We start from the raw sequence: 17107 nt of genomic DNA on the forward strand, positions 1-17107 counted from the left end.
CATTACCAGTAAGCATCGGCAATTGCCTATTACTAGCGCATTTTTGGCAATTGCCATCTTCTTACTGAATGATCTTCACTTGATCGCTTTGCATAATACCAAAAGCATTTGCTTCATCTGTGTCAATGTGCATCTCAAGTCTATAGCTATCGTGGACCCTTACTAAAACATTACTGAGTATCCCTTTTCTCACACCGTCTTGTGTTTTAACGCAGACGATTTGTTTATCTTTTACACCAAAACGTTTTGCATCCTCATAGTTCATGTGTATGTGCCTCTGGGCTACGATACAACCTTGATTTAATCGTATTGCACCCGCCGGTCCAACGATTGTTATGGGCATTGAACCCTCAATGTCACCGCTCTCACGAATTGGCGCATTTAACCCCAATTGTCTTGCATCTGTTTTCGACACTTCAACTTGAGTTGCAATTCGTTCCGGACCTAAGATTCTTACATTCTCAATTACCCGCAAATTAATCCCTACAATGGTCACCCGTTCTTCTGCTGCAAATTGTCCACCCATCAACTCTTTTTTTACATGAAGTTGATGGTCTTTTCCAAACAAAATATCCAAATGTTCACGAGTCACATGTAAATGTCGTGCTGATACGCCGACCGGAATAGTCAATGCAAGTTGAGATTGTGTTAAAGCTTTCGAAGTTGTTTTCTTTTGGATTTCTTGCAAAACAGCTTCTTTTACAAGCGCTTCTAATACATTCGCTGTGACTGCCATATGCATCTCAACCTTTCAGACTTTTCTTATAGTTTAGGTAATATCTTTATGACATCTGTATGAGGACGTGGAATAACATGTGTCGCTACAACCTCACCAAGTCTTGATGCAACAGCCGTGCCAGCTTCTACAGCCGCTTTAACCGCACCTACATCCCCACTCACCAATACTGTCACAAGACCTGACCCGATTTTTTCTGTTCCTACAAGTTCTACATTCGCTGCCTTTAACATTGCATCCGCCGCTTCTGTTGCCGCTACCAAACCTCTTGTTTCTATCATTCCCAATGATTTTTGTGTCATGATTAATTCCTCCTTGAATTCTTTAGTTTGATTTTTTGTTGTTTCTGATACGATTTCTTTTGTTACTGCTACTTTTTTTTCCATAGTATGACCACCTTCGCCTAATACTTGTTTACTTAATAAATGCATATTTTGATGCACTTTCATTAATAATCCTTAAAACTTCATAATGTGGATTATTAATATATGCTGTTGCTACCGTTTTTGTGATTCCATTTGCAATTGTTTCTCCTTGTTTGATGGCCGCATGTACAGAAGATATGTCCCCCTGTACAACAATGCTCACCAAACGTCCACCAAGCTTTTTTTCCCAAGTAAGAACGGTTACATCCGCCGCTTTTACCATTGCGTCAATAGCCTCATAGGCTGCAACCATACCACTCACTTCAATAATTCCTAGTGCATTCATCACATTCACCTACTGTTTGACTTATTTTATTATTGGAAGTGTTTTTTCCACATCCATATGAGGTCGTGGAATAACATGTACCGCTACAAGTTCACCTAAGTTAGATGCAGCCTTTGCACCAACCTCTGTCGCAGCTTTGACTGCACCTACATCACCACGCACCATAACCGTTACAAGTCCTGAACCGATTCTTTCTGTACCAATGAGTGTAACATCTGCTGCTTTTACCATTGCGTCTGCCGCTTCAATTGAAGCTACTAAGCCTCTTGTTTCTACCATTCCTAATGATTCTTGCATAATGAACCTCCTATGATTAATCTTCATTTTTTAGTTTATAAACAGCTGATTTTCAAAATCTTTTCCATATCATCCGACGGATTAGCGATTATGTATTTAGCATGAACACCAGCAATTTCCTCTGCTGCTCGTACTGCGGCTTCAACCCCTGCTTCAACGTCTGCCACAGCACCTCTTATCTTAATCATGATTAATAATGGTACAGGCAAATCGTCTGCATTCGGTGGCTTATTTTTATCGAACGCTTCAATGGTCACATCTCCTGCTTTACAAGCCGCATCTGCTGCGTAATAGGCTGTCGCCATCCCAAATACCTCGATCAATCCTACAGCTTTATTCATCGTACACCTCATTTATTCATCTTTATTTATTGACAAAAGCAACTTTGATGCCTTCAAGGCGCATGTTAACCTGCATGGCTTCATTCAATTCTTCTAGCGCAAATTCATGGGTAACCAACGCTTCAATCGGAAGATTGATGCCTTTTGCGCGTCGAATGAAGTCTAATGTTGTTGCGTAGTCTGCAAAGGTATAAACCCATGAACCAACAACCGTTATTTCTTTTTGACATAAATCTAAATGGGGATTAATGATTGCATCACCATTGTCTACGAAGAACCCGACTTCACACAAGCCTCCACCACGACGTACCATCTTATAGATTGAGCTTGCTGCACTTGGGACACCTGTACATTGGAATGCAAAATCAACGCCACCGCTTGTCCTCTCGTGTATTTCCCCTAGCATATCCTCAAACTTTTTAAATTCTTTGAAATTAAAGGTGTATTTGGCACCTAAGCGTTTGGCCATTTGTAATCGTTGCTCATCACCATCAACGGCTAGAATGTTTTCTATGCCCATGGTCCGAAGTACAGATAATAACATAAGGCCGATTGGACCACATCCTTGAACAAGAACCATACTGTTAAACTTTAATAAGCCTGTTGTTTTTGCACGTTCAACTGCATGTATGGTTACGGCTGCCGGTTCTATGAGCAAGCGCTCTTTTAAACTCATGTCGTTCACCTTGAAAATTGAAGAATCCTTACGAAGAATAATATATTCTCCAAACCAACCATTAAAACGGTAACTATCATCCGGTAGTAAGCCATACACTTCCATATGGTCACTTAGGTTGGCTTTTTCTGGGTGCATTTTGGAAAAAGTATCTTCTTTCGTGATGGTTACACTGGTTACAATCTTGTCTCCAACTTTTAGAGGTTGGGACATAATGTCTTGCTTAACATTTTTTCCAATTTTTACGATGGTACCTGTTCCTTCATGACCCAAAACGACAGGGATCAGATTAAAGGGGTCGTTTTTGTACTCATGTACATCCGTACCACAAACCCCACAACCTTCGACTTTAACAAGTACTTCGTCATCATTGATTTCAGGTATCTCAAATTCTTTTATTTCTATTTTCTCTTTTTGAGTTAGTACGGCTACTTTTGCTCTTTTGGGAATCACTGCTACGCTACTTTGTGTTTTTGAGTTTTCCTTTAATGTTGCCATGACCTTTGATACTATTGTCTGTATATCAACTTGATTGACATCCATATGTGCCTCCTTCTTATCTTATGTATAAAAACTCTGACATAACGCATCGACGCGCTTTTGTAAAAGTATTTGCATTTGTTAAGCCTTCACCTGTTTTACTTGCTATCGTAAATGTTGTGAATCCTTCTCCACCAAATCCGATGCCTGCGTAAGACGGTGCGTTCTTAACAAATATTGCAGTGTCTATTGCACGAGCAAATTTGGTTAGATTCTCAATGTTCATTGAATGCATATGTGCTGAATGCCGATTGCCACCTTCAAGTTCTATGCTTACAGCTATACCTTCATCTACATCTTTCACACGTACGATGCCAAGAATCGGCATCATCAACTCTTCAACAATCAAAGGATGGTCTTTTGATCCTTCGAAGATGATACATCTTACGTTCTCACTAGCCTTGATGTTAATAGCTTCAAGAATCTTATCTGCATCTTTGCCGACCCACTTACGATTAACGATAAGATGTCCTTCATGCTCTACAAGCACTTCTTTCGCTAACTGATCGACCAAATCATTGGATAAGAAGTAACAATCATTGTTATGAATCATCTCTGATATAAGTTGATCCGCAACTTGATCTACGACGATAATTTCTTTTTCTGCTATACAAGGAAGATTGTTATCAAAAGTTGCACCATTAATAATGTCTTCTGCTGCCTTAACAATATTCGCTGTTTCATCCACAAACACCGGTGGATTACCTGCGCCAGCTGCGATGCCTCTTTTCCCTGAACTTAAGATGACTTTTACAATGCCTGGACCTCCTGTTGCAACTAGCAATGCTGTATCCGGATGCTTAAACATAAGATTCCCACTCTCTAGTGTAGGGTGTCTCACTGATACAGCTAAGTTCAAAAAAGCACCACATTCAACTGCCGCTTCATTCACCAGTTGTACTGCATAGTTTGATGTATTTGCCGCTCCAGGATGGGGGTTAAATACGACAGTATTGCCGGATGCAATCATACCGATCGCATTACATAAAATTGTTTCACTGGGATTTGTCGAGGGTGTTACAGCACCAATAACCCCCCATGGGCCACGTTCTACTAAAGTTAATCCTTGATCACCTGTAAAGACTTCAGGGGAGATGCACGCTGTTCCCGGTGTTTTATCCGCTACGAGTTGGTGCTTTAAGACTTTATGGCCAACCCGTCCCATGCCCGTTTCTTCAACACCCATTTTTGCTAAAGTATCCACATTCTCCCGAATTTTCTCACGAATACGGGTTATAATTTGTTCTCTGAATTCATTCGGCATCATGCGTAATTTTCGTTGTGCCTCTTTGGCTGCTGCTATGGCATCTTCCATGTTTTCAAAGACACCTTTTCCAACTGTGATCACAGGTAGTGACCCTCCTACCTTACTGTTACATGCAGGTTTTTTTTGATTGTTTTTTGTTGTTTCTGATAGTTCACAAATCACTTTTGATACAATAGACTGAATATCTAATTCGTTCATATACGCTTCCTTTCTATCTTATTTACTGCATATGATGCTAAGTATATGTCATCCTCAACACTTCCACCGCTGATACCAACCGCACCATAAGTAACTTTATTATTCTTAAGAGGATAGCCGCCACCTAGTGTTATGATTTTCTCTTCCACCATGGCCTCTAAACCTTCAAGGGATGCACCTTTTTGTGTCAGTTCTTTTAACGCATGTGTCGGCATTTGGAGCACCGCTGAAGTATATGCTTTTTTCTCTGCCAATTCTTTACTGATTATATAGGCTTCATCCATGATGTGTGTTAGAACACAGATGCCATTTTTGTTGGCAATACTGATGACGATATGAATACCCATACGTTTGGCTTCATTCTCAATATGCTCCGCCAACGCTTTCGCAAAATCTAATGACATTACTTTTTCTGATTGTTGATCGACTGTATTTTCTAACGCTTTTTTAATGAGGTCTTTGAATTCAAGCATGCGCGCTAATGCAAAAAGGTAATCTGATAGTCTATTCAAGTAACTGCTTATGCTTTTGTATGTGTTTTTATCTGATACTAAAGCGGCAAATCTGCGTTCAGCTCTTCTGGCGATTGTTCGTGTTAAGTCGATTTGTGCTGATATGCTTAAGTCACCGGGATATACAAATTCTTTTAAGGGTGGAAACAGCAACTGGTACCGATCAATGGCTTGCTCTAAAGATTTTATGTCTTCTAATATCTCTACTTCATCCTCAAAATCCGTTGCAATCACTGACATAATAGCTTTCAGCTTTTTTTGTATCCCTAGTAACGCATCTGAAAGCTCTTGGTCTTCTGACATAGAACGCATCAACCCTATTGAACTAGTTAGTTCATCTATGTTTCCAAGGACTTCAATGTGCAAATCCGTTTTATTGACACGCTGCCCATTTAATAAATCTGTCATGCCCTCGTCGCCTTTTTTGGTGTATACACTCACTTAGTCACCTCCTTAAATAAAAGGTCTGTTCTTTGTATAGCGTGTTGCATTTTGCCCTATTTGTCTGGGCGTCATTTGCTCAAACTCTATATTCGCCAAACCTATCTGGGTATTAAATGCTATGGCCACTTGCTCTTTATAGATGCCAATCCCTGTACCAAGACTTGATTTTTTAGCGGCCTTCCTGGCTAAGGCATTCTCTAAACTCTTAAAAATCTCCAGTACAGTCTCAAACAAACCGCCTTCCTCCTCAATTCCAGCCAAAACTTCCTCTAATGTCACTGAATCCGGTTCATAACACGCAATCATAATACTATTTTTTTGACCATTCATTATACGTCCTCACTTAAATAACTCATAACCAAGCCCGTTGCCACTGCGTTTCTAGGCCCCATAATACCACGTATATCACCACGTCCGGCGACAATATTATGGTTTGCTAATTCTTGTAAAATCAGTTCAGGAATTTCTAAGTCCAGTGCTGAGCCGCCTAAAATAACCACATTAGGAATATGTCTCATATGACCATCAGGTGCTACTTTTTTTAGTGCGCGTAAGGCATTGGTCACAAAAACTCTACGCTTAATCTCTTGACGTGTTGTTACAATACGTTCTAATGACAGATCAGTTACTATAGGGATGAGTTCTTCACCCTTAACGACAACAACTCTCGCATACAGCTTGGGTGGTAATGGCTTATGATGAAATATCACTTCTCCATTTTCCATGGTCATCTGAAAGAGTGAATTAACTTTGGCTAAGGGATAGCGCTTGATGTTTTCTGCCATTACAACACTGTCTAATCGAAGTTCTTTATTAATGAGCATTGTGGCGAAACTACCGGCTCCCGCCAAATGAACCGAGCGCACTTCACCTTTTCCATCCAGTAAAGCCGCATCTGTTGATCCGCCACCTAGATCAAGTATGGCTAAGGGCAACTGTGTTCCTTTTGTTGTCATAGCACCAATAGCTGCCATAACTGCTTCAACCCCTGCTACTTTCACCGGAATATTAAGCTGTTCTTCTAATTGCTTTGCTAATCGGTTCATTGGTAATTTGTCCGCTTGAACCATGGCAGCAAGGGCAACTGCTTTTTCCATGGCCACGTCTCCTGCCAAAGCGCCTTTTACTTTTACAGGTACAAATGTGTCAATGGCCAACAAGTCACTAATAGCCAAATGTTTCATAGATGCTTCTGATAATCCAGATAACTCTTTTTTCATATCACGAAGCATATCTCCAATATAAGAGTTTCTTTCACCTTCAATATCTTGTATGTCCTGAATCGAATGCACCACTTCCATAATAGCCTCAGCACCTGCATCTATTGAGACTGTCGTCAACTGATCCTCTTGGCTCTTAAAGGTTATTTTTCCTGCTTTTATCTTTCTTTCACGCATACCACCATCGGCATTTTTGACGACAACTGCCGACTTTTTTCCAATCAAACTCTTCGAAATTGGTATCACCGCCGCTGTTTCAGATGGGGATAAATCAAACAACTTTGCTATACCATAAGGGTTCGACAATGTCTTGATTGTCATACCCAGCCCTGCAACTTCAATGGCCGCTATTTTACCAATTGGGAGTTGTTCAATTCCTTCTACTTCATCAACAATCGGTATCTTTTTATCAAGACGATTATAGACTAAAACCGCTTCATCTTTTTGTAAAATTAGTCCCACGATTTTTTCATTCGATGCGTTAATGGTCTTTGCACAAGCTTCATAATCCATTGTTTTGGGTACCATGACGATGATCGATTCGTTGATGTAAGTCTCTTTTAACTTATGAATAGGGACGGTTCTTCCTACAACAACCCCTTGCCCTGCCGGGGTGTCCGGATTATGACCTACCATAGTAGAATCCGTAATGATAGTTTCCGTAATCGTTTCCATAGCCGTACCGCCAATAACCGGTGCTGCTTCATTTAATCGTATTAGATTTAAGTCACATATGTGCAACCCTTCTTTTAGCATTGCTTTTTTCAAGCCTTCTTTGATGCCTTTGATATTCTGGAGTGTGCCTTTCGTGCCTGTTGTTGTCACTTCAGCCGAAGAGAGAAAGTGCATATAACCTTGTTCATCCATTCTTCCTATACATACTTCCGTTGTTGAATTTCCAATATCTACACCGGCTATAATCACATCATCACCCTTTTCTCTGCTGCTTTAGTAAATCACGCTTCTTATATACATTTAGCGTTTCTTCTATAAAATCAGCACATACTTGAGCATCATATTGCTTCTTTAATTCTGTACTTAACGCCTTTAGTTCCTCTTCTGTAGATCGATATGGTCGTAACATATTATATATTTCTAGGATTCTAGTGTCCGGAATGTTAATGAGCTCTGCTGAACGAATAAAGTTCTGTGCCAGTTGTATTTTTCCTTCTTGTCTGGCCACTTCTGCCTGTAAAACAAGCACTTCTTTTGAAATCTTAATATCTTCTGAAGTGACTTCACCTGAAACAATGGCTTCTAGTGTGATTTCGCTCAAGCTTTTATTACTTTTGCTTTTTATGATGTTCGGATGCTTCTCTTTTAACGGATATAAGTCCATACTTACCTCCTATACAGGTACTTCTATTTCAATATATGGTCCTCTTTTAACAACATATTCCGTTTCTTTGGTATGCATCAAAGCGGCTTTTACTTGGTATTTGGGCCTTGAGGTGATATCGTTGATGACCTTCACCGGTTTGACTTGTTCACCTTTGGCATACTTTGCGGCATTTTTTCCAATCTGACGATACATACCCAGTGTAATAATCGGTGCCTGTGGAAAAAGCTCAAGATTGGTCAATGGGTATAGATCTTTTTGATGTATGACGGTTGTTCCTTTTGATTGTATGCCAACGGCTATACCTGATCCAACCAGTTTTGCTACGTCATTGGCAATAAACGCCACATCGGATGTTCGCGTGCCTCGAATCACCCTTGGAATCATGCCTTCTTCCTCAATGCCTGCTAAGATTTCTTTTAGAACCGTCATATGATCAAGTCCAATAATGGTTTTATGAATATGTAGTCCATAAGCCGGTCCGATTGCAATACCAACTTCTTTAACATCTTCACTTGCCTTAACCGGTCCTATTGCTTTTAAACTACCTATTTTTCCTTCTGATATACTATCCGAAGGTATTGTCATAGTTCTAATTACTTTATTCACCGCTTCAACAATCTCATTAACGGTAATTTCTCTTCCTAGTTCATTCATCTATGACACCTCTTTAAAGATCATCCAATTTAATAATATGTGGTATTTTCTTGATTTCTTCCCAACGCTCTTCGCTCATCACATAGCCCGTTCCCGGACCTTTATAACTATTGGGATAATTGACTGTGCTCATAACATCATAGGCTTCATTAAGAATTGCAGCTGTTTGCAGATAATCACCAGAAAGTCTTTGCTTTAACATGTTCAAAACCATTTCTGCTTCTTCTTTAAATCCGGATTTATGCAATGCCTTAATAATATCAATGCCGGTTATTTTATCTTGCATCATCCGATCAATAGCCTGTAAGTCTGATACAATGTCACGGTCGGGTACGTCTTTACTGCCATGGGCATAAGTAATGGCTTCAACTTCTTCTTCTGTCACTTGTCCAAGATTAAGAGTCTCTATTATTGCTTTCATCGCTTTTGCTGCTCTATTTCTAACGCGTATAACATCTTCTTCTTTAACCGGCCTAAGTCCTCCGTCCACTTTTAGATCACGTTGCAATACATTGTAGTCATCAAAGTCTTCAGCATCAAAGTTGGAACCTGCAAACATGTTGTCTTCATTCGGAACACCACTATAGCCACTAAAAATGAAATCCGTTCCAGGTAAGAATTGCATCATGGTTCTTGCCGTTCGACGTATGTCCGAATGACTAAAATTCTGGTCATTGGATGAAGCACATTCCAGATCAAGAGATGAAGCGATTAGGTTCTCAGCTAATACAGCGCGTATACCTGAAGGCACCGCTGAGGTTACACCGATACAGCTTACAGAACCGTTTTGAATACCTTGTACTCCGGCGCCTTTTGTCACCATAAGACATCTTGTTTCCAGATAAAGCATGGACTTACCGTCCGCACTTCCCATCAATACTTCTGAACCGGTTCCGGACGTGAATCGGGTTTTTAATCCCCTCGATGCATAAGCTGAAGCAAGAAAAGCTTTTGAATAAGGTGTATCGTCACCATCCATAAATACAGCTTCAGTACCATATACACTCATAGTTTCAGCATAAGTCGTAAAACCTCGCATGCCTAATTCCAACTCAACGGCTTCTTCTACTGCACATTGTGTTAGGACGCCTTTTGAACCAATCTGTGAACCGACCAAAAGTCCAACCGCTGCCAAGGGCGCATATCTTGCAATACCCACTGTTGTTTCTTCCTCACGAAAACCGCGAAGCGCGCCTTCAGCAGCATCCGCAGCAATCAAAATAGGATTGTCTTTGGCATTGGTAATATGTGCCTGGTTGGCTGGAAACAAACGTCCACGCATCTTTTGCATGGCCATCATCATCTCCACCACATTCATTTCATTCAATACTTCTGTTACTCTTTTAGGTGTAAGCCCTTTAAAAATGTTTATTATTTTTTGTCGATTCACGTTGATATCCACCATGAATCTTGCTATTTCAATCGGTGATAATGACATGTTTTCTTCCGTCGTTGTCACGTCGATATAATGATCTGCTATAAACTCATCAATAAAGTCAAATGCTTCACGTGACTTTCCATCCATCTCCATGACGCGATTGTTTTCTATGACAATACTCGCTTTGGGATCATACGGACTTGCCATGGCTATAAAACCTTTCTCTGGCCATTCATCGATGAAACCGTCTTGATTAACAGGACGTTGGTCGAGTATCTCCATTCTTCGTGAGCGTTTCACATTGCCACCTCTATTTCATTTGCTGGATTACCCGTTTTATGATTTCTTCTATGGCTGTTTCACTAATACTTGCTTGAGCCAATGGACTGCTCGTATTTGTTGGTAATGCATCGTTCTTACATTCAGCCGGATGTCTTCCCGGTACTGCAAACTGTCTTCTAAGTTCATATAACCTTGCCACTTCAGAAGAAGGTAGTTCTTTTGCACCGCCTAGTGCTTTGGCCTTGTATGCCAGTGATGCATAAAATTCTAAGCCTTCCATTTTGAAGTAGGCAGACATTAAATCTTCTCCCCACGATAATGCACCATGGTTTTCAAGAAGTACTGCATCATAACATTCTAAGAAAGGTTCTACCGCATCTGGAATCTCCATCGTTGAAGGCAAACCGTATTTTGCAATCGGTACTTCGCCTAAGAAGATGACCGCTTCAGGCATAATTTTCTCTGTCAAGGGAATACCTGCTATAGCATACGCTGTTGCAAATTGAGGATGGGCATGAACAACTGCATTTACATCTGGTCTTTGTTTGTATATGCGCATATGCATCTTAATCTCAGATGACGGCTTCCACTGACCATTTTGTTGTTTCAAATTTCCTTCCTGATCGACTTTACAGATCATATCTGGTGTCATAAAGCCTTTTGATACACCTGTTGGCGTACATAAAAAAGTATTCTCATCTACCTTTACTGAAAAATTACCATCATTGGCTGCTACCATTTCCCGTTGATAAATACGTTGCCCAATGTCACACATTTGCTTTTTAATTTCAAATTCATTCATTATTTTACCTCCAAAGTGTTCTTTATTTATGTTGTCTTATGTTGTTTTATCTTTATTTCATTTTAATAGTACCACTTATTCAAAGCTATGTCAATTGATTTATGCGTTTTTCTGTAGTTTTATGTGGAATTATGTTGTTTTACGATTGTCTTGTTTTTTTGACAGCAACAATAAAAATAAGAAGCAGTCTATTTCTTAGACTCCTTCTTATTTTTATTGTTGGTTAAAGGGTCAAAACTAAGTTTCACTACATTCACATACAATATATAGATTACGTTGATGCATTCATAACTATATATTGTATGCAAAAGTTCAACTATATAGTTTTGACACCTTAACCATTGTTATTACTTAATAGAGGATTATGAGGTCTAAATACTACACTCTCTTTAACAATACTTCTTTTTCATATTCTTTTACTTCACTTAACCAGTCCAAGCCAACCGGAACTTTCTGTTGCATACAGTAGTAATCCCATACCGCTTGCCATGGCATTGATTTTAACTCTTCTAACATAGCTAATCGGGTCGTAAAATCAAAATCAACTTCTGCTGCTTTCATCAGATCAAAAGGCTCGACAAGGGCTATTAATAATGCTCTAAACATATTCCGAGTTCCGATGGTCCATGCCGCTACACGGTTAATGCTTGCATCAAAGAAGTCTAGTCCGATGTGTACGCGGTCTAATAAATCGCCACGGATGATTTCTTGAGCAATGGCCATCAATTCATCATCCAGCACGATCACGTGATCACTATCCCAACGTACCGGTCGGCTTACATGCAACAGCATCTCATTTACAAACAGACTCATTGCTGACAATTTATTAGAAATCACTTCCGTCGGATGAAAATGCCCCGCATCTAGGCAAACAAGAACATCATTTTTCACGCCATAACCCATGTAGAATTCATGCGAACCAACCACATAGCTTTCTGACCCTATACCAAAGACCTTAGATTCTACAGCATCCAAGTGGTATTGCTTGTCGATTTTTTCTGTCAGAATCTCATCTAAAGCTTCTTTCAAACGTCGCCTAGGTCCTAGTCTATCTGCCGGAATGTCTTTGAAACCATCAGGTATCCATATGTTCATTACAGATGGTGTTCCTAATACTTTACCAAAATATTCACTGATTTTCCTGGAGCGCTTCACATGTTCAATCCAAAATTTACGAACGGCCTCATCCGGATGGCTTAATGTTAGGCCATCATCTGCTTTAGGATGAGAGAATAAGGAGGGGTTGAAGTCCAATCCCAGATCATGCTCTTTTGCCCAGTTCACCCAGTTTTTAAAATGCTTTGGTTCGATTTGATCACGATCTATCTTTTCATTTTTCGTCTCTAGATAGAGTGCATGCAGATTTACTCGTTTTTTGCCTGGAATCAATGAAAAGGCTTTTTCCATATCTTTCCGTAACTCTTGGGGTGTTCTTGCTTTACCTGGATAATTTCCTGTGGCTTGAATACCGCCGGATAATGCACCATCCGGATTTTCAAAACCGCTTACATCATCACCTTGCCAACAATGAACTGATACAGGTATTGTTGCCAGTTTTTTTATGGCCGCGTCCGTATCGACCCCTAATTCTTTGTACATTTCTTTTGCAACCTTATAGCTTTCTTCAATTCTATTTTTATTTTGCATGACCTAACCTCCTGAATTTATCCCATTGTGCATTGATTTCAACCAATTTTGTGGGTTCAAACTTTTTAATGTCAAATGATGTCATCACCAATTGTCTAGCAACTCTTAGAGAATCAAGTGTCCCGTTTGAAATAAACTGCATCAAAAGATTCCCGATAGCTGTCGCTTCATCCGGTCCTGCATACACATCACATTCAGTAAAGTCTGCACACAGTTGATTCAAGAATAAGTTTTTGGATCCGCCACCAATAATATGAATACGTTTAATCGGCACATCATACACCGCTCTTAATTGCATGAGCACTTCCTTGTATTGAAATGCCAGACTTTCAAAAATACATCGGGAAATCTGTCCTGGCGTCGTCGGAACCGTCTGATCTGTTTCCACGCAAAACTTCTGAATCTCTTCAATCATATTCTTAGGATTCAAAAAACGTTCATGGTTTGGATAAATCAAACAAGCAAAGGCTTCAGATGCTTCCGCTTGTTCTACCAATTCTGCAAAGCTATGCTTATACTCATACATACGCTGTACTTCTTGTATAAGCCATAAGCCCATGATGTTTTTGAGTACACGGTAAGTATTGCAGACGCCGCCCTCATTTGCGAAATTGTATTGACCTGCCAGTTCACTGGCAATCGGCACAAGACTTTCAACGCCCATTAAGCTCCAGGTTCCCGAACTAATATAGGCAAACTCTTTATCTACTGCCGGAACTGCCGCAACCGCCGATCCTGTATCATGGGTCGCTGGTACAACAACATCCATTGAAGCAAATCCAATTTTCTGTAATATTTCAGGTTTTACTTGGCCAATTTTTGTGCCTGGGGCGGTCGGTTCCCTAAAAATATTTTTGTTAAAACCTGTTATCCGAATTAATTCTGCATCCCATGTATTGGAATGTACATTCAACATCTGTGTTGTTGTCGCATTTGTGTATTCCACAGCTATCTTACCCGATAACTTGTAGTGTAGGTAATCCGGAACCATCATATATATTTTGGCATTTCCCACATCTTCTGGGTGCATTTTGTAATGTTCTTTAAGTTGATAAAGAGTATTAAATTGAAGAAACTGAACACCTGTCTTTTTATATATTTGATTTCGATCTATCTCTACGAATACTTCTTCCATGGTAAAATCTGTTCGATGATCACGATAGGCGTATACTTTTTGAATTAATTCACCTTGACCATCTAGAAGTGCATAGTCAACCCCCCAAGTGTCTACACCAATTGATGTTACGTCTGTAAATACCTCATATACTTTTTTTAGTCCTATTTCAATCTCTTGAAAAAGTTTTTCAAGATCCCAATACTCATGTTCTTCTTCTGATGTCATACCATTTTTAAATCGATGCAATTCTATAATATTTAGCTTTCCAGCTTCTATTGTTCCTGCAATCAGCCGTCCGCTGGACGCTCCGATATCAACAGCAATACATGTTGTTGCCATTTTCTTATCCTCCAATTTATATGAGTAGGGCCAAGAATTTCTGGCTATTTAAGATAAAATACTTCTCGCATTGGCGTGATTGGTTCTGCTTCACCAAAATCAAAACTACCTTTAACCATTTTTGAAGTTATGGCGTTCCATCTTTGGCAGGCTTCGCTTTGATCAATATAAGCAAAGGCTTTTTCAATATCATCGCATTCAAAAACATAGAACAAATGATTGCCATTTTGAAAAATAGAATAGTTTCTTATACCGGCTTTTGTGTGTTCTTCTAAAATCTCTTGCCATGGTTCTAAATGCATCTTTATATACTCTTCTAATAAAGCTTCTTTAACTTCCCATGTCCATGCAAACTTGTTACTTTTTTCCATCTTATTTACCACCTCTTTTTATGTTCACCTTTATTTTGCTACAATCACCCGTACATCTTGATTGTCAAAATAGGATTTCCATGACTTATCTAGTGAAACTTCTGTGACGACTGTATCTATTGCACCAGTTTCTATGATTCGAATCAGAGCTGACTGGTCAAACTTTGATGCATCAATCACCAGTATAACTTCTTTAGAGTTGGCAATCATATGGCTTTTTAATTCAGCAAGAGACTCCCTAGAATCCATAAGTCCCCTTTCCTTAGATATACCCTTAACTGAAAAGAAGATTTTATCCGCATAATAATGATCGATAAATCTTGCTGTCATTGGGCCTTCAAAGGAAAATGTTTGATCATTTAGATTACCACCAATGCCAATAAGATTAATGTGACTGTATTGACTTAACTGATGAATCGCGTTCAATGAATTCGTAATAACCGTGATGTGTATGTTTGGACCCACTTGCTTAATCACTTCAAGTGCTGAAGTACTGGCATCTATGAATATTGTCTCTCCTTCTTCTACAAGTTGTGAGGCGTATTTTGCGATCAAACGTTTTTGATCCATATTTACCTTTTCTCGGTCCGAGTAGGGCAAATCATCAGAAACAAGATTGTCAAGGACTGCGCCTCCATAGGTGCGTTTTAGAACACCTTCATTTTCCAGCTTTTCCAAATCACGTCGTACTGTTTCTTCTGTAACCTCAAACTGCTCACTTAATTGATTAACACGCACAGCCTTTTCTTTTTTTATCATTTGAGCTATTTCTTTTCTTCGTTCTATCGGTAACATATCGTTCTCCCATCTTATTACAAATCTGTTTTTTTCTTCTTTTATCTTTTTTATTATACAGTTTTCTTCTATCTCTTGCAATAAGTTAGGAAAAGTGAAAAGCAGGTATGCATTGATTTATGGGTTATATGGTCATTGAAGCGCCCACTTCTATACAAACCTGCTTTAACACTATTTTGTGATAACCATTATCTTGTAGTTATGAGCTTCTTACTATAGAATTTCGCCCCACTCTTTCATGTTGCCTTGGAAGAATACGAATGGATTGCCAACAACGATGACCGAACCGTCACTATCAGGATCTTCAATCGCTGTATATGTTTTTCCTTGATATCCAAAAGATGAGCCAATATTGCCATCATAAGTTCCATCCACCACTGCTACTGCAGCTGCACCCGATACCGCACCTAGATCAATAACATTCCATAACATCATAAATGGACACACGGCTTCGAACTCATCAAGATGACTTGTCGGCATAAAGTTAACCATCTCACTTGGTAATCCAAGACCCGTTAGTTTAATACTGGAACCGCCATCTTGAAGTTGTTGTCCAGCTGCAAACATACCAACTGTTGTAGGTGATACAATCACATCCACTTTACCTTCAGAGATAAACGCATTGGCTTGAGTAACACTGTCTTGAGGGTCATCATTACCATACTTAATATCTAGCATAGAATCAGCTGAGCTTGTATTGGCATCTGCAATGTTTCCAGGATACGCTGCGTCTAAACGCGCTAATTCTTTTTCCATCGATGCGATCCATAGATTCTGTACCGGAGAAGTTGTTGTAGCAGATAACACACCGATAACAACAGGATCGCTTGTGAATGTATTTGCCGCTAAAATCTCTTCTGCTTTAGCCTTCATATCCATATTTTCTACATATGATTCTTCTGCTAATATCATAAGTGCAGCATAAACCAAATGCGTACCAACGCCATCGATTGTAGTTGGGATTGTGTGGCTTGCACGGATGCTTGGGTCAATCGCCGAATCCGCACTTAAAAGCTTGACGCCATTGTTTTCAGCTAATCTTGAAATGGCATTAAATGCATTTGCATCATTCGCTGAGATTGTAATACTGGATACACCTTTAGCGATTAATTCTTCAACCAATGCGACCTGTGCTGCGCCTGTTGTTTCTGCAGGTGATTGATACTCCGCGATGTTTCCTGTAGATTCTACTGCTTCTTTGAAACCTTGATACATTAAGTCCCCAAATAAGTTACCGGTACTTTTAAACATAAATACATGTGTCTCAGGTTCGTCAGCGTTCGTAGTACCCGCTTCAGATGTTTCAGTTGTTGTTGTGCCCGTGCTGCTGCTAGCTGGTGCATCCTCGGTCTTTCCTCCGCCGCATCCTGCAAGTGCTACTACCATGGCTACCATTAATGTGATTGCTAATAATTTTTTCATTTCTTTCCCTCCGCTT

19 protein-coding genes are annotated in these 17107 nt (G+C 39.7%); all 19 read right to left on the reverse strand.

Translation table 11 applies throughout. The annotated features are described in order from the left end of the window. Nucleotides 1-61 precede the first annotated feature (61 nt). Entirely contained in the window at nt 62-742 is a 681-nt protein-coding gene (pduL, locus tag AC6F8J_RS05985) for a phosphate propanoyltransferase (RefSeq protein WP_500721766.1), read from the reverse strand. Between the two features lie 20 nt (nt 743-762). After that, nucleotides 763-1038 (reverse strand): BMC domain-containing protein, encoded by a 276-nt coding sequence (locus tag AC6F8J_RS05990; RefSeq protein WP_500721829.1) that lies wholly within the window; start codon nt 1036-1038, stop codon nt 763-765. Between the two features lie 112 nt (nt 1039-1150). Continuing rightward, on the reverse strand, nt 1151-1447 hold the full coding sequence (locus AC6F8J_RS05995) for a BMC domain-containing protein (protein WP_500721767.1): 297 nt from the start codon (nt 1445-1447) through the stop codon (nt 1151-1153). Between the two features lie 21 nt (nt 1448-1468). Next, the gene (locus AC6F8J_RS06000; protein ID WP_500721832.1) at nt 1469-1747 is read right to left on the reverse strand and encodes a BMC domain-containing protein; all 279 of its coding nucleotides are present in this window, start codon (nt 1745-1747) and stop codon (nt 1469-1471) included. Nucleotides 1748-1779: 32 nt separating this feature from the next. Continuing rightward, entirely contained in the window at nt 1780-2085 is a 306-nt protein-coding gene (locus AC6F8J_RS06005) for a BMC domain-containing protein (protein ID WP_500721769.1), read from the reverse strand. A 22-nt stretch (nt 2086-2107) separates the two neighbouring features. Further along, nucleotides 2108-3304, reverse strand: coding sequence for a zinc-binding dehydrogenase (locus AC6F8J_RS06010; protein ID WP_500721770.1), 1197 nt, complete (start codon nt 3302-3304; stop codon nt 2108-2110). A 13-nt stretch (nt 3305-3317) separates the two neighbouring features. After that, complete coding sequence (locus AC6F8J_RS06015; RefSeq protein WP_500721772.1) at nt 3318-4766, reverse strand: aldehyde dehydrogenase; 1449 nt, start codon at nt 4764-4766, stop codon at nt 3318-3320. Then, entirely contained in the window at nt 4763-5719 is a 957-nt protein-coding gene (locus AC6F8J_RS06020; RefSeq protein WP_500721774.1) for a cob(I)yrinic acid a,c-diamide adenosyltransferase, read from the reverse strand. The genes AC6F8J_RS06015 and AC6F8J_RS06020 overlap by 4 nt, the downstream gene beginning before the upstream one ends. Before the next feature lie 12 nt (nt 5720-5731). Next, nucleotides 5732-6052, reverse strand: a complete 321-nt coding sequence (locus AC6F8J_RS06025) for a glycerol dehydratase reactivase beta/small subunit family protein (RefSeq protein ID WP_500721776.1) — start codon at nt 6050-6052, stop codon at nt 5732-5734. Then, complete coding sequence (locus AC6F8J_RS06030; protein ID WP_500721778.1) at nt 6052-7866, reverse strand: diol dehydratase reactivase subunit alpha; 1815 nt, start codon at nt 7864-7866, stop codon at nt 6052-6054. The genes AC6F8J_RS06025 and AC6F8J_RS06030 overlap by 1 nt, the downstream gene beginning before the upstream one ends. A 4-nt stretch (nt 7867-7870) precedes the next feature. Then, a complete protein-coding gene (locus AC6F8J_RS06035; protein ID WP_500721780.1) occupies nt 7871-8281 on the reverse strand; it encodes a diol dehydratase small subunit in 411 nt (136 codons plus the stop codon). A gap of 9 nt (nt 8282-8290) precedes the next feature. After that, nucleotides 8291-8938, reverse strand: coding sequence for a propanediol/glycerol family dehydratase medium subunit (locus AC6F8J_RS06040; RefSeq protein WP_500721781.1), 648 nt, complete (start codon nt 8936-8938; stop codon nt 8291-8293). Nucleotides 8939-8951: 13 nt separating this feature from the next. Then, nucleotides 8952-10616 carry a propanediol/glycerol family dehydratase large subunit gene (locus AC6F8J_RS06045; protein WP_500721783.1) on the reverse strand — a complete coding sequence of 555 codons (1665 nt, stop codon included), beginning with the start codon at nt 10614-10616 and terminating at the stop codon, nt 8952-8954. Between the two features lie 10 nt (nt 10617-10626). Next, nucleotides 10627-11400, reverse strand: a complete 774-nt coding sequence (locus AC6F8J_RS06050) for a class II aldolase/adducin family protein (RefSeq protein ID WP_500721785.1) — start codon at nt 11398-11400, stop codon at nt 10627-10629. Nucleotides 11401-11778: 378 nt separating this feature from the next. Continuing rightward, complete coding sequence (rhaA, locus tag AC6F8J_RS06055) at nt 11779-13047, reverse strand: L-rhamnose isomerase (protein WP_500721787.1); 1269 nt, start codon at nt 13045-13047, stop codon at nt 11779-11781. Next, nucleotides 13037-14503 carry a rhamnulokinase gene (gene rhaB / locus AC6F8J_RS06060; protein ID WP_500721788.1) on the reverse strand — a complete coding sequence of 489 codons (1467 nt, stop codon included), beginning with the start codon at nt 14501-14503 and terminating at the stop codon, nt 13037-13039. Before rhaB ends, rhaA begins: the two co-directional genes overlap by 11 nt. Nucleotides 14504-14547: 44 nt before the next feature. Beyond that, on the reverse strand, nt 14548-14874 hold the full coding sequence (locus AC6F8J_RS06065; RefSeq protein WP_500721790.1) for an L-rhamnose mutarotase: 327 nt from the start codon (nt 14872-14874) through the stop codon (nt 14548-14550). Between the two features lie 30 nt (nt 14875-14904). Then, complete coding sequence (locus AC6F8J_RS06070) at nt 14905-15669, reverse strand: DeoR family transcriptional regulator (protein ID WP_500721792.1); 765 nt, start codon at nt 15667-15669, stop codon at nt 14905-14907. A gap of 213 nt (nt 15670-15882) precedes the next feature. After that, entirely contained in the window at nt 15883-17091 is a 1209-nt protein-coding gene (locus AC6F8J_RS06075) for a substrate-binding domain-containing protein (RefSeq protein ID WP_500721793.1), read from the reverse strand. Between the last annotated feature and the right edge of the window lie 16 nt (nt 17092-17107).

This window comes from Petrocella sp., assembly GCF_059865615.1.

Bases quoted from the DNA above. Each gene is read 5' to 3' on its own strand.
- rhaB (WP_500721788.1), bottom strand. From the start codon at position 14,503: ATGGCAACAACATGTATTGCTGTTGATATCGGAGCGTCCAGCGGACGG.
- AC6F8J_RS06050 (WP_500721785.1), bottom strand. From the start codon at position 11,400: ATGAATGAATTTGAAATTAAAAAGCAAATGTGTGACATTGGGCAACGT.
- AC6F8J_RS06075 (WP_500721793.1), bottom strand. From the start codon at position 17,091: ATGAAAAAATTATTAGCAATCACATTAATGGTAGCCATGGTAGTAGCA.
- AC6F8J_RS05995 (WP_500721767.1), bottom strand. From the start codon at position 1,447: ATGAATGCACTAGGAATTATTGAAGTGAGTGGTATGGTTGCAGCCTAT.
- AC6F8J_RS06065 (WP_500721790.1), bottom strand. From the start codon at position 14,874: ATGGAAAAAAGTAACAAGTTTGCATGGACATGGGAAGTTAAAGAAGCT.
- AC6F8J_RS06040 (WP_500721781.1), bottom strand. From the start codon at position 8,938: ATGAATGAACTAGGAAGAGAAATTACCGTTAATGAGATTGTTGAAGCG.
- pduL (WP_500721766.1), bottom strand. From the start codon at position 742: ATGCATATGGCAGTCACAGCGAATGTATTAGAAGCGCTTGTAAAAGAA.
- AC6F8J_RS06035 (WP_500721780.1), bottom strand. From the start codon at position 8,281: ATGGACTTATATCCGTTAAAAGAGAAGCATCCGAACATCATAAAAAGC.
- AC6F8J_RS06070 (WP_500721792.1), bottom strand. From the start codon at position 15,669: ATGTTACCGATAGAACGAAGAAAAGAAATAGCTCAAATGATAAAAAAA.
- rhaA (WP_500721787.1), bottom strand. From the start codon at position 13,047: ATGCAAAATAAAAATAGAATTGAAGAAAGCTATAAGGTTGCAAAAGAA.
- AC6F8J_RS06005 (WP_500721769.1), bottom strand. From the start codon at position 2,085: ATGAATAAAGCTGTAGGATTGATCGAGGTATTTGGGATGGCGACAGCC.
- AC6F8J_RS06025 (WP_500721776.1), bottom strand. From the start codon at position 6,052: ATGAATGGTCAAAAAAATAGTATTATGATTGCGTGTTATGAACCGGAT.
- AC6F8J_RS05990 (WP_500721829.1), bottom strand. From the start codon at position 1,038: ATGACACAAAAATCATTGGGAATGATAGAAACAAGAGGTTTGGTAGCG.
- AC6F8J_RS06010 (WP_500721770.1), bottom strand. From the start codon at position 3,304: ATGGATGTCAATCAAGTTGATATACAGACAATAGTATCAAAGGTCATG.
- AC6F8J_RS06015 (WP_500721772.1), bottom strand. From the start codon at position 4,766: ATGAACGAATTAGATATTCAGTCTATTGTATCAAAAGTGATTTGTGAA.